The sequence below is a fragment of the Ruegeria sp. CE9 genome (genome assembly GCF_056537425.1).
In genome coordinates, this window is record NZ_JBQFRO010000012.1 from 28,869 (window position 1) to 42,244 (window position 13,376).

Sequence of the window (13,376 nt, forward strand, 5' to 3'; positions counted from 1 at the left end):
CGCAGATGGTACCAAACACTCAGGCGACTGATCCGCCATCCGTCAAGTCTTCCAGTAGTGCGCTCAGCAGCTGCGCCTTCCCGGCGTATCCCGATTTTTTATAGATCGAGTTGGTTTGGGCCTTGATCGTACCTTCCTTGGCATTGCGAATCTCGGCCATTTCAGCAGTCGAGCAACCCTTGATCAAAAGCCGAGTGACTTCTCGTTCGGCATCCGAAAAAGACCACTCTTCGAAATAGGCGTTCAAAAGATCTTCGAACGCGCCAGAGGCCCGTGCGACCTTGTCCTCCAGCGTCTCTTGATAGCGACGCAGTTTGCGGACCTCATTCCCAAGCACCAAGATCGCGCCGAACAACGACATCATGATCAGCACTTCCCAGACATGGATATCGTCCCACTCGTCAATCCATGCCACCCCCATTGCTTCGCCGATATCTTCAAACAGCATCACGCACGCGCAAAAGAGCGAGGCGAAGAACGAGAATGTCAGACGTTTTATTGAAGGCATCGTTGGGACCATGGCAGTTTAGAATTGTCGTGGCTGCCTAAGTAAATCCCGTAAGACGTACAAGCCCACGAAAGGCGTTTCGATCAATATGTCGGCTGAAATTCCGGGGGTAGCGTGTGAGCCCGTTAAGTTTGCCTCGGGCAATGTTCATTTTTTAACAATGCGAACCGGGGCCGGCAATGGACATTCCGGCACGCAGAATAAGGGCACACGCCGTGACCACTGTAATTAGAGTTTTTTTCCCTTATGTCTCCTTCAGATGGGCAAATGATCAAAAACCCGGTTTAGTCAGCCCCCACACGGTGAGTACTTATGGTGGTGGATGCCGATAGGTGGAAGCTCGCTGCATTGACCCAAAAGACCCGGTTCAAACTCTTTGTTGATCGCCGCCTGAGGGGTGTCATTCACTGCAGCCTGGCCTGCGCCATCCAACCCGACCATTGGCAACTCATCATTGAATGTTTGATTTGACTCGATCTGAGTCTCCAGATTGGTATGAGACAGTTCGCCCCCTTTAAACACACTGCGACCTATCGCTGGGTGAGCGAGAGACATTCCAGCATTCAGTACAAGGGCGATCGCTGTTGCGGTTGTTATCGTCGCCTTTTTCATTTTCGTCCCCTTTCAGTTAAGCGTGTTTGAAACGCGGTGTGTGCAACCAACTTGGCAAACTGCGGTTCAGATTTATTGCGATGGCAGATCAAGGTTTTGGGAAAAGGCATCAAACTAAGATCAGATTGCCTCGACTATTGCGGTGAGCAACGAACCGCGAATTTATCAAACTCGGGATGTTTGTGCGCCGATCCTATGTAGGTCCTGCCGTATGTTGATTTTCAGAGCGAAGAGGTTCTCCGAAACATTGTCGCCTCGAATGGAGCGATGAAATGAACTTGAATTGGTCGCCCGCTCAACGATTGGAAGCAAAGATCAGATTTGCGCAGGCCTACGGCACCGAATACGCCCGCAGAAAGTCAATCTTGCTAGAAGGTGTTCATCTGGGCATGGTCAGGGGAGTTTGAAGCCGGTGTCGAACCTCTGCTTCTTAACTATCGATCAGGAACGCAGATGTGAAATCTAAGGCAAATCAGGATCAGACCACCGTTCAACTGAAGATCATTGTGACCCAAGGCTTTAATCTGGCTGCCACGATGAGCTTCATAGATCCCTTTCGCGCAGCTAACTATCTTGAAGGCCAACCCCTTTTCAACTGGGAGCTCTATTCGGAATCAAATGGGTCATGCCTCTCTAGCAGTGGCGTCAGTGTTGCGACCAAAGCAGTGCATGAAATGCCGGATGTTTCGGAAGGAATACTTCTGGTTTCCTCAAGCTGGACCCCCGAAGCCCATGCGACACCGGCGCTGTTGTCAAAGCTCCGAAAGGTCGCGCGCAGGAACATGGTGATTGCGGGGATCGATACAGGCGCGTTCATTCTGGCCGAGGCTGGTCTGCTCAGCGGGCGAAGCGCTACGGTGCATTATGAACATATGGATGCCTTTCAAGAACTCTATCCAGATGTAACCTGTACTGAGGCGCTGTTTGAACTTGATGGCGATCGACTCAGCTGTTGCGGCGGGGCGGCATCGGTCGATTTCGCCTTGCACATCCTGCAGGGCACGCATGGTAACGCAGTCGCCAACGCGGCGGCGCGCTATGTCTTTCATCCCACCCTGCGCGAGCGGGGCGCGCCACAAAACCCGCAACAGGCCGAGCCATTGGGCGCGCATGTTCCGACTACGGTGCGCCAGGCGATCAAAGTGATGGAAGAAAACCTGGAAGACCCGATGCCGATCAGCGAAATCTGCCGAGAAGTGAAGATTTCGCAACGCCAGCTTGATCGGATGTTTGCAAAATACCTTCAGAAGACGCCGAAGCTGTACTATCGCGACATCCGGCTGGATCGGGCGCGCGGTTTGGTCACTCAGACATCGCTTCCGATGTCAGAGATCGCTATCGCATGCGGATTTTCCAGCCAGGTCTACCTTAGTCGCGCCTATAAAGAGCGATTTGGCCTACCGCCAAGCAAAGATCGGATTGAAGGACGTGTCCCGTTTGAGTTCCGCGCATGGCCGATGCACCGTAGCCCAATGCGTGAAGAATAGTTGTCCATTTAATGACAAAGTATGGCCATTCAGGTAAAGTTCTACTCGTACTCTGAAGGCAAAATATCTTCATCCGGTGGAACATGAATCACCACCCGGCTGCGATTTGATGAGGATCACCATGACCGACCTGCCATCGGCAAAGGAATTCGCGTGCATCGATCAGGGGTTCGATGAAAATGCCTCGCGTTCGATGTCTTTGCGCAAAGAGGCTTATGTCGAACCGGCTTGGTACGCTGCTGATTTGCAAGCGATCATCGCCAAGACTTGGCAATGGGTTTGCCATGTGGAAAAGCTGCGCGCGCCGGGGTCGTATACGACGACCGAAATTGCGGGACAGCCTATTGCCGTGGTGCGCGATCGCGAAGGCGTACTGAGGGCGTTTTATAACGTTTGCAAACACAGGGCGCACGCGCTTTTGTCTGGTGACGGAAACACCACCCGGATCATGTGCCCCTATCACGCCTGGGTTTATAAACTGGACGGTGCGCTGGTTCGGGCGCCAGAGACCGACAACTTGGAGGATTTCTCTCCCAAGGACATTTGCCTTGATCAGGTGCAGGTCGAAGAATTCTGTGGCTTCATCTATGTCAATCTGGATCCAGATGCGGCACCTCTGGCTGAGATAACAGAGGACTTGGCGACGGAAATTCGCCATTGGGCCCCGGACATTGACCAACTGACATTTGGCCATCGGCTGACCTATGACATCAAGTCAAACTGGAAAAACGTCGTCGATAATTTTCTGGAATGCTACCACTGCCCAACTGCGCATAAGGACTTTTGTGAGCTGGTTGATATGGACACCTACAAGGTGACCACTCACGGCATTTATTCCAGTCATATGGCCGACGCGGGCAAGACCGAGAACAGCGCCTATGATGTGTCGAACGCCACGGTGAAAACGCATGCGGTTTGGTGGCTGTGGCCGAACACCTGCATCATGCGATACCCCGGCCGGTCGTCGATGATCATCCTCAATATCATCCCGGCGGGTCCGGACCGGACGCTTGAAACCTATGATTTCTTTCTCGAAACGCCCGAACCGAACGAGGCCGAGGTTGAGACCATCCGTTATCTGGACGAGGTTCTGCAGGCAGAGGATATCGCCATTGTCGAAAGCGTCCAGAAAGGGATGACGACGCCGGCCTTTACCCAAGGCCGTATTGTGAATGACCCTGATGGCTCGGGCAAATCCGAACATGCGGTGCATCATTTTCATGGCCTTGTTCTGGATGCGTATAAGCGGATCGCCGGATGACAGCCCCTCGAAAACCCATGCGATTTGAACCGCCGCCCATTTGAGGCAGTGTTCAAAGAGGATGTGGCCAACAGGGAAAACGAATATGCCAAAGCAGCCCAATATCGTCGTCGTGATGGCAGACCAACTCGCCCCGCATTTCTGCGGTGCATACGGTCATCCGGTGGCAAAGACGCCTCATATGGATGCTTTGGCCGAGCGGGGAATGCGGTTTGACGCCGCTTATTGCAACTCACCCCTCTGCGCCCCGTCCCGGTTTGCATTCATGTCGGGCCAGTTGATCAGTCGCATCGCGGCCTATGACAATGCTTCGGAATTTCGAGCCTCGGTTCCGACCTTTGCGCACTACCTGAAAGCATTAGGGTATCGCACCTGCCTAAGCGGCAAGATGCATTTTGTCGGCCCGGATCAAAAGCACGGATTTCAGGATCGCGTAACAACCGACATTTATCCGTCCGACTTCGCCTGGACCCCCGATTGGGAGGCCCATGATGAGCGGATCGACAAATGGTACCACAACATGCAGACGGTCAAGGAAAGCGGTGTCGCCGTGGCGACGTTTCAGACCGACTATGATGACGAGGTTGGCTTTGCCGCGCGGCGCTGGCTGATCGACCGAGGCAGGGACCGGGCGCAGGGCGATGACGACCCGTTCTGCTTGGTGGCGAGCTTTATCCACCCGCACGATCCCTATGTGGCGCAGCCCGAGTGGTGGGATCTGTATTCCGATGAAGAAATCGACATGCCTGATCATGTGTTGCAGGCAGAAGATCAAGACCCGTTTTCGCGCCGATTGATGGACGGCATTGAGGCCAGTTATGTGCCGCTTAGCGATGAAGAAGTCCGGCGTGCCCGGCGCGCCTATCTGGCCAATGTCAGCTACTTCGATAGCAAACTTGGCGAAATCGTACGGACACTCGAAGACATCAACGAATTGGACAACACGATTGTCATCGTGACCGCGGACCATGGCGATATGCTGGGCGAGCGCGGTTTGTGGTACAAGATGAACTTCTTTGAACACTCCGCCCGTGTGCCATTGATCATGGCCGGGCCGGGTGTGGCGCATGGCGTTGCAGAACACGCGTGCTCGCTCGTTGATCTGTTGCCCACCTTTGTCGAGATTGGTGGCGGTGATGCGGTTATGTTTGGCGAGCCGGTCGATGGGCGATCTCTGCTGCCCCTAGCTCGGGGAGAGCATGACCCCATGGATGAGGCCATCGGTGAATACTGCGCCGAGATGACACCTTATCCAGTGCTGATGATCCGGCGTGGCGTATACAAATACATCCATTGCGATGTCGACCCACCGCAGCTGTATGATCTGAACGCTGACCCATCCGAGATACGCAATCTGGCGAGCGATCCTGCCTATTCAAAGGTGGCCAAAGCCTTTGCGGCTGAGGTCCAAGAGCGGTGGGACAGCGAAAAGCTACGCGCTGACGTTATGGCAACACAAAAGTCGCGCCGCTCCCTGCATGCCGCGATGGAGGCCGGGGCCGGAGAGCACTGGGACTACAACCCGCCCTCGGACGCCAGTCAGCAATATGTACGAAACCACATGGATTGGACCGAAGCCGCCGGACGCTATCGGTTTCCTCCTTTGAAAGACGGGGATTGAGATGAAGCTGCAAGGTAAGACCGCGCTGGTCACGGGTGGCCGCGGTGGCATAGGCCGGGCCATTGTCGCCCGCTTTCTGCTGGAAGGGGCCAGGGTCTACGCGGCTGATCTGACGCCCCAAGGCTCTTTGTCCGCGCATGACGATGACGGCAGCCGGTTTCTTTCGATGAATGTGGCGGACGAGCAGGCGGTGATTGCTGCGATGGCCAGGGTTCATGAGGAATGCGGCCAATTGGATATTCTGGTCAATGCCGCGGGTATCGAGATTGAAAAAACAATCGAAGATACGACGCTGGAAGAGTGGAACAGATCCTTTGCCGTGAATTGCACCGGTACGTTTCTGACATCCAAATACGCGCTGCCCTTGCTGCGAGCGGCTGCAAAAACCGGCGCCAGCGCGTCCATTATCAATTTCGGTTCTTATGACGGCTTCATCGCCGATCCCGGGCTGGCGGCCTACTGCGCAACCAAAGGTGCAGTACACGCATTGACCCGCGCCATGTCCTGCGATCACGGGCCAGAGGGCATCCGCGTCAACGCCATCTGCCCCGGCTATATCGACACCCCCATGCTGCAAAGCTTTTTCCAGGGCGATGGGTCCGGCGCTGGCGGCAAGACCATCGACCAGTTGCAGCAAGCCGTGCGTGATGTGCACCCCATGCGCACCTACGGCACACCTGAAGATATCGCAAATCTGGTCAACTGGCTGGCCTCGGACGAGGCGCGCTATGCCTCGGGTCAACTTTGGGTTCTGGACGGCGGGCTATCCGCGCAGGTCCAGCAGATGAAGCTTTAGGGGCGGGGCCATGACTAAACAGAAATCCGTCATCATCACCTGCGCCCCAACTGGCGGGATTCACACGCCCACCATGTCCGAGCACTTGCCAATTACACCAAGCGAGATTGCCACCGCCAGTATCGAGGCGGCCGAGGCCGGGGCTTCGATCATTCACCTTCATGCGCGCAATCCAGAGGATGGGCGCCCCGATCCCGACCCGGACCTGTTCATGGAATTCCTGCCACGGATCAAGCAGGCGACTGATGCGGTGATCAATGTCTCAACCGGGGGCGGGTTGGGCATGTCGCGCGAAGAACGACTGCGCGCTGCCGTCACCGCCTCGCCCGAAATGGCAAGTATGAATATTGGGTCGATGAATTTCGGCATCTTCCCGATGAAACAGAAATACACGCGGTGGAAACATGCCTGGGAGCCTGAGTTTCTGGACATGACTCGGGATTTCATTTTCAGAAATACGTTTGCCGATATCGAATATTGCCTGAAAGAACTGGGGCAGGGGCATGGCACCCGGTTTGAGTTTGAATGCTATGATCTTGGGCATCTCTACAACCTGGCCTGGATCAGGGATCAGGGTTGGATCAAAGGGCCGATATTTGTCCAGATGGTGTTTGGCATTCTGGGTGGCGTTGGCGCTGATCTCGACAATCTGATGCACATGCACACCATTGCCAACAAGTTGTTTGGGGACTCGTACGAATGGTCGGTTCTGGCCGCAGGTCGTCATCAGATGCCATTCACGACGCAAAGCGCCTTGTTGGGTGGAAATGTCCGCGTCGGACTTGAGGACAGCTTGTATATCGGACCGGGTGAAAAAGCTGTTTCCAGTGCGCAGCAGGTCACAAAGATTCGAAGCATCATTGAAAACTTGGGCCACACCGTGGCCACCCCGGCCGAGGCGCGTGATCGTCTCGGGCTGAAGGGTGGCGATCAGGTCGCGTTTTGACGGAGGGACAAATGCAGACAAACCTTTTGATCAATGGCGAACTTGTTCCGGGTGATGGAGAGGCGATCGCGATCGTGAACCCCGCTAATGGGGAAGAGATCACTTCGATCGCAGCTGCCTCGGCGGAACAGGTGGATGCCGCTGCCGCCGCCGCGCATGCGGCGTTCGAGAGCTACGGTCAGACCAGCCCCGCAGAACGGTCTGCGTTGCTAACCGCCATTGCTGATGTCTTGGAGGCCAACGCTGAAGAGCTTGCCGAACTTGAAAGTCTGGATGTCGGCAAACCCTGGCCATCAGCTTTGGACGATGAAACTCCGCTGACCTTGGATACATTCCGGTTCTTCGCAGGTGCGGCCCGTACTATGGGTGGCGTTGCTGCAGGGGAATATGTGGCGGGCCACACCTCGATGATCCGTAAAGATCCGGTTGGCCCTGTGGCCGCCATCGCGCCCTGGAATTATCCGTTGATGATGGCTGCGTGGAAACTGGCAGCACCTCTTGCTGCTGGATGCACGGTGACCCTGAAACCATCGGAAATGACCCCGCTTTCAACACTTAGAGCGGCGCAACTGATCGCAGAAGTCGCACCGAAGGGCGTGGTCAACGTACTCCATGGTACGGGCGGTACTGTTGGCCAACAACTGATCAACGATCCGCGAAACGAGGCTATTACCGTAACCGGATCAAACGCCACCGGTCGTGCAGCGATGCAGGCGGCATCTCGCCAGATTAGACATGTGCATCTTGAACTGGGCGGCAAAGCACCAGTGATCGTGTTTGATGACGCCGATATTGATGCCGTTGCTGAAACCGTGCGGTTCGGATCGTTCTTCAATGCAGGTCAGGACTGTGCCCAGCCTTGCCGGATCATGGTTGCTGAGGCGGTATACGACAAGGTTTTAGCCGCCATCGTGGATCAGGTTGGCCAGATCAAACTGGGGGCACCAAAGGCCCAAGGGACCGAGATGGGGCCAATCGTGTCTTCGGCTCAACGAGACAGGGTCGCCGGATATGTGGATCGTGCTCGGGCGAGTGCCGAGGTCGTCTTGGGCGGCAAACTGGTTGAGGGACCGGGTTTTTTCTATGAACCCACTGTCATTGCGGACGTGGATAATGATGCCGAAGCCGCTTGCACCGAGATATTCGGGCCCGTCGTAACCATCTCGCGGTTCAAGGATGAAGAGGACGCATTGCGGATCGCCAACAGCGGACCCTACGGGCTGGCCTCATCCGTTTGGACGCAGAACTCTGGCCGGGCAATGCGGATGTCTTCGAAGCTGCGCTACGGTTTCACCTGGGTGAACACGCATGGCGTTGCAACGCCGGAAATGCCCTGGGCTGCGATGAAATCTTCAGGAACAGGATGCGACATGAGCGTCTATGCATTGGATGCTTATACGGCGGTTCGGCACGTCATGATCGCACACGGGTGAGGAATTATGGAAAAACCAACCGTAATCGTAACAGGCGGCAGTCGCGGCATCGGGCGCGCAATTGTTGATCGGTTTCTGGCTGATGGAGCCAGCGTTCTAACTTGCGGACGCGGGCCGCGTCCGGGTGACTTGGCTGAGGATGTTCTGTGGCAAACGACGGATGTCTCAGAACCCGATCAGGCAAATGAACTGGTCGGGTTGGCGACCAAGACGTTTGGCCAGGTGGACCATCTGGTTAATAACGCAGGGGTTCAGGTCGAGAAAACCGTGACTGACAGCTCGGACGCGGATTGGGACTTGGTCATGAACGTCAATTGCAGAGGCGTTTTCAATATGTGTCGGGCTGTGTTGCCTCAGATGAGCCTACATGGCGGCACCATAACCAATATCGGATCGATCTCGGGTGTGGTCTCTGACCCGTCTATGGCGCTCTACAACGCGTCCAAAGCCTTTGTTCACGGTCTGACGCGATCCATAGCCGTTGATCACGGCCCCCAGGTCCGCTGCAACGCCGTGCGACCGGGATGGATCATGACAGAAATGGCTGAAGACGCCTTTGCCCTGGCCAGGGATCCCCAGGTCGCGATGGATGACGCGCTGGCCCGCCACCCCGTTGGCCGCTTTGGTCAACCAGCGGACATTGCGAACATGGTGGCATGGCTGGCATCCGATCAAGCTGCTTATGTGTCGGGCGAATGCTTCACTGTGGATGGCGGCATGACGGCGGCGTCTCCTCTCAATCCGGGTTTGTTTTGATGAAGTATCCTCACACAGCGTGCCTGGGCGGCGGCGTCATTGGTGCAAGTTGGGCAGCCCTTTTTCTGGCCTCGGGACGCTCCGTCGCCCTGTTCGACCCTGCGGCTGACGTGGAAAAGCGTGTCAGAGAGTACATCGAGAATGCTTGGCCAACACTGACCGAACTGGGGCTGAACGACAACGGAAACCCGAATGCCATCACCTTTCATGCAACAGTTGCTGAAGCGGCGGCAGGTGCCGGGTTCATTCAGGAAAACGTACCAGAACGGCTAGCAATCAAAACCGCCACATTTGCAGAGATCGAGCCGGTTCTGGATCGCGATGCCATTGTCGCCAGTTCGGCCTCGGGATTAATGCTAAGCCAGATGCAGGGCGGCTGGGGAAATCCTGCGCGTTTCGTATTGGGGCATCCCTTCAACCCTCCGCATCTTATTCCGCTGGTTGAAGTCATGGGCAACGATCTGACGGATGAAAAGGCCGTAGCTGATGCAGAAGCGTTTTATCAATCCGTCGGCAAGGTCACGATCCGACTGCGCAAAGAAAAGAATGGGCATGTGGCCAATCGCCTGCAAGCCGCAATCTGGCGCGAAGCCATTTCCCTTGTGGTCGAAGGCGTGGCTTCGGTCGAGGACATCGACAAAGCCGTATGGGCAGGCCCCGGCCTGCGCTGGGCGGCCATGGGCCCGACGATGCTGTTCAACCTTGGCGCAGGGGAGGGTGGACTACAATCCTTCTGCGATCACTTCGCTGAGACCTTTAATGGTTGGTGGGACGATTTGGGTGAAGTTACGCTTGACCAGCAAACAGCCGATATCCTGATCAGAGGTATCGCAGATTCCGCTCGCGGCAAGACCCCTGCAGAACTGTCCGCTGAACGAGATGCGCTTATCACCGCGATGCAGAAATCCACGAGAGATTTGCGCTGATTCACCGTGCTCTGTCCACGACCTAAACCCACCGAGCTTGTAGGAAGCGTGATCCTGAGTTCTTAGTCTTGCATGGCTTGGCCATGGCACAATCGCCGACCCTAAGAGCGCTCGGTTTCGGTTTTCAAGATTCTTGGGAATGGTGCCCGGGGGCGGAACCACTGTCACAAAATTACCTTATTTTTCTCAGTGACTTAACGGCATAAATGCGCGATCACAGTCCAAAAACTGTACATAGAGCTGTCTATAGGATTGGCCCATTTGACCCGCACCCTGCACAAGTTGAAAGACAGCGCATTGCGCGCCGCCATGAACAAGGATGTCACACTGCATGACGGGGGCGGCCTGTACTTCGTCAGCACTGCGACTGGTGCTGCGTCATTCCACTACAGATACCAAATCAACAAACGTACATCTCGGATCAACTTCTGGCCTCAGCGAGATGGCAGAAGATGAATGGGAAGACCTAGAAGAACACTTGCAAGCGCCTTCCAGCGACCCACGATCAGACTGGGAGCTTGCTGCGGCATGTCTAGCAGCCCATGAACTCTTTTCAGAACATGGGTTGCACGTCGATCTGACCTGTCAAAACTGGCAACCGACCAAGAAGCAAGCAGCGATCCTGATCGACTTTGTAGAACAGAGGTTTTCCGATTGGCCTCTGGGCGACAGAACCTTGGAGTTCGCATACCGCGATGCACGCTGCATCCTTTTCCAACAAAAGTTGGAGGTCTATGATCGTCAAAGAGTGGCTAAAGAGAAATCAAGGCAGCCACGAGCCAAGGCAAAGAAACCTACGGCCTTCGCACAGATCGACAAAGCCCTTGCCGGGGTCAAGGCGCACGTCGACTCGCTGGAACTCGACGCCCTAATCCGCCGCCTGTGTCGGTCGATCAACTTCAAAACCGACCTTCAAGCGCTAAACTACCTTGTGGATCGCTTTGTCGAGAGCAATCACATCCACTTGGGGAAGCGCGATGCGCGAAAAGTTGTAAATCGAGTTGTGGCCGAACAGGCCTCGGCAAACCGCCCAAAGCGCGGAGCGGATACAATCCCTGTGGTGAACGAATGGTCTGACCATGAAATGGCTGAGTTCGCACAGGATCGGCTTGGCGACGCATTAGATGCAAATGGTGATCCTGTAATCTATGTGTTCAAGGGCGATGTATGTGATCTGCACGAAGGCAGTCGCAGAATGCTCAGTGAAGCACAATTCGGTACAATTCTCGACTCAAATACGCAGTGGCTTCGCAGGAAAGGCGAGGATGACGAGAGGATTGAATTCGCCCCAAAGCAGATCGTGAGACACAACTACAATAGGCTGGACAAGAAATATGCTGCCCTTTCTGAGGTAAAGTCTTCGCCCTTCTTTGCTTCGGACGGACGTCGGGTCGACACTGCTGGATATGACAAATTATCCGAGACGTTCCTTGACTGCGAGTTAGATGTGCCAGCCGTTAGCGCTGTACCTTCGCCCGAGGAAGTCAACGAGGCCAAGCAGTTATTGATCGAAGAAATGATGGGCGATTTCCCCTTTGAAGGGATTGTTGACCGACACGAACGCATGAATCGCGGTTTGCACAATGTACCCGGCAGCCAGCCGATGCCTTCTATTGCTCACGCTGTTTGTATGTGTATCGAACGCTCCGTTCGGGATCTAATCGCAGGCCCAACTCCTGTTTACGCTCCGACAAAGCCTGCACCCGGGACCGGAGCTGGCAGATTAGTAGGCGCAATTACACTCGCAGCGACGGGAAGAAAGGCAGCGGCGGAGCCTATGCCGACGTCAGATGAAGAGTACGCCAAGGTAATGGGCGCACACATCAATCATTCATCTGAGTTCACCTTCTTCGACAACATGAACGCAGCAATCTCTCTGGGTTCGTTCGCGTCAAACGTGTCTGAAGGCAGGGTGCGGACGCGCCTTTTGGGGTCCAGTCGCATGGTGGAGGCAGACGTCCGCCATACATGGGTCGCCGCCGCGAACAACATCAAGGGATCTAGCGAAATCCTTCGCCGAATGGTCATGATTGAACTCGACGCGAAGACGCCGAACCCTGAAAACAGGACGGGCTTTCGCCATCCTGATCTGGAAGCTTGGACTCAGGAAAGCCGACCCAAGCTGGTTTGGGCGATCTTGACATTGGTGCAGAACTGGGTCGCCAAGGGAATGAAACCATGGACCGGGAGACCGAAGGCGAGCTTCGAGTCCTGGAGCCGCGTTATGGGAGGAATCCTTCGCGACGCGGAAATCCGAGGGTTCTTGGAGAACGAGGCGCGTCTCCGCTCATATGGAGCGACCGGTGGCGACAATGGCGTCGAGATGTTCATTCAGCACCTTGCATCTACCCATTGCGATGGAACCTTGTTCCGAGCTGGCGGTACTGCTGAGATACGCGGACGTAGAGGAATTGCAGTCTTTAGCATAAAAGATGAGTTGAACGTAGCGGATGACGGCAAACCTCTCCCGTTGGACGGCTGGGGTTACAACCGTGATGACGGGAGTTACAATCATGCGCGCGGCATCGTCACTGCTTTTCGCGAAACTGCCCGCCGTGCATACGAGGTGACTTCGTTCGAAGGTGATGAGGAAGTGCGGTACGCGATTAGTTTTGCGGAGGCTCCCGACCCGCAGTCTCAAAACCAATACTTCTGGGAAATGAGCAAGCGTCGGATCGACTGATGCTCCATACTTACCACCTCCCGCGTTAGCGGGGGGGGGCAATCATGTGCCGAGTAGCGGACCGAGTTGGCGATTGCGGGGTTCAGCGGGCTTGATGGTCCGCAGCCCCGCCCCCCTATTTTCCTTGGTTCTGTTGCATCGAGGGACCCCTTTGCGGGCTTGCAATTCGTCTTAGGTGTTCTTTCGGATTCTGATTTCTTTCGGTGCATCAACAGATAGGACCGCTTCGGTAGGCACGACGAACGATCCGATCAGGTGAAAAAATATACTCACATCTATCCGTAGGTTCTCGCGGAATATAGTCCGCAGTCCGCAGGCTTCGACCAAATCCATGAAATATATAGCTT

At 55.3% G+C, this 13,376-nt stretch carries 12 protein-coding genes; 10 read left to right on the forward strand and 2 right to left on the reverse strand.

Translation table 11 applies throughout. The annotated features are described in order from the left end of the window. Positions 1-19 precede the first annotated feature (19 nt). Together ACR0B3_RS19100 and ACR0B3_RS19105 are read right to left on the reverse strand one after the other, a co-directional pair. On the reverse strand, positions 20-508 hold the full coding sequence (locus tag ACR0B3_RS19100) for a hypothetical protein (protein WP_480810440.1): 489 nt from the start codon (positions 506-508) through the stop codon (positions 20-22). 288 nt (positions 509-796) lie between these two features. Continuing rightward, complete coding sequence (locus tag ACR0B3_RS19105) at positions 797-1,120, reverse strand: hypothetical protein (protein WP_480810441.1); 324 nt, start codon at positions 1,118-1,120, stop codon at positions 797-799. 455 nt (positions 1,121-1,575) lie between these two features. On the opposite strand from ACR0B3_RS19105, the gene ACR0B3_RS19110 reads away from it, so the two are divergent. The 10 genes from ACR0B3_RS19110 (at position 1,576) to ACR0B3_RS19155 (ending at position 13,029) form a co-directional block, all read left to right on the forward strand. After that, a complete protein-coding gene (locus tag ACR0B3_RS19110) occupies positions 1,576-2,607 on the forward strand; it encodes a GlxA family transcriptional regulator (RefSeq protein WP_480810442.1) in 1,032 nt (343 codons plus the stop codon). Positions 2,608-2,728: 121 nt separating this feature from the next. Then, a complete protein-coding gene (locus tag ACR0B3_RS19115; protein ID WP_480810443.1) occupies positions 2,729-3,868 on the forward strand; it encodes an aromatic ring-hydroxylating oxygenase subunit alpha in 1,140 nt (379 codons plus the stop codon). An 85-nt stretch (positions 3,869-3,953) separates the two neighbouring features. Beyond that, positions 3,954-5,489 (forward strand): choline-sulfatase, encoded by a 1,536-nt coding sequence (gene betC, locus ACR0B3_RS19120; RefSeq protein ID WP_480810444.1) that lies wholly within the window; start codon positions 3,954-3,956, stop codon positions 5,487-5,489. Position 5,490: 1 nt separating this feature from the next. Further along, positions 5,491-6,285 (forward strand): SDR family NAD(P)-dependent oxidoreductase, encoded by a 795-nt coding sequence (locus ACR0B3_RS19125; protein WP_480810445.1) that lies wholly within the window; start codon positions 5,491-5,493, stop codon positions 6,283-6,285. A gap of 10 nt (positions 6,286-6,295) precedes the next feature. Continuing rightward, the gene (gene kce, locus ACR0B3_RS19130) at positions 6,296-7,231 is read left to right on the forward strand and encodes a 3,5-dioxohexanoate:acetyl-CoA acetone transferase (RefSeq protein WP_480810446.1); all 936 of its coding nucleotides are present in this window, start codon (positions 6,296-6,298) and stop codon (positions 7,229-7,231) included. Between the two features lie 11 nt (positions 7,232-7,242). Continuing rightward, positions 7,243-8,664, forward strand: a complete 1,422-nt coding sequence (locus tag ACR0B3_RS19135) for an aminobutyraldehyde dehydrogenase (RefSeq protein ID WP_480810447.1) — start codon at positions 7,243-7,245, stop codon at positions 8,662-8,664. Positions 8,665-8,670: 6 nt separating this feature from the next. Next, positions 8,671-9,420 (forward strand): SDR family NAD(P)-dependent oxidoreductase, encoded by a 750-nt coding sequence (locus tag ACR0B3_RS19140; protein ID WP_480810448.1) that lies wholly within the window; start codon positions 8,671-8,673, stop codon positions 9,418-9,420. Further along, positions 9,420-10,346: a 3-hydroxyacyl-CoA dehydrogenase NAD-binding domain-containing protein gene (locus ACR0B3_RS19145; RefSeq protein WP_480810449.1), complete on the forward strand. Its 927-nt coding sequence runs from the start codon at positions 9,420-9,422 to the stop codon at positions 10,344-10,346. Before ACR0B3_RS19140 ends, ACR0B3_RS19145 begins: the two co-directional genes overlap by 1 nt. Before the next feature lie 261 nt (positions 10,347-10,607). Beyond that, positions 10,608-10,802 (forward strand): hypothetical protein, encoded by a 195-nt coding sequence (locus ACR0B3_RS19150; protein WP_480810450.1) that lies wholly within the window; start codon positions 10,608-10,610, stop codon positions 10,800-10,802. Further along, a complete protein-coding gene (locus ACR0B3_RS19155; RefSeq protein WP_480810451.1) occupies positions 10,789-13,029 on the forward strand; it encodes a hypothetical protein in 2,241 nt (746 codons plus the stop codon). Before ACR0B3_RS19150 ends, ACR0B3_RS19155 begins: the two co-directional genes overlap by 14 nt. Positions 13,030-13,376: the final 347 nt, after the last annotated feature.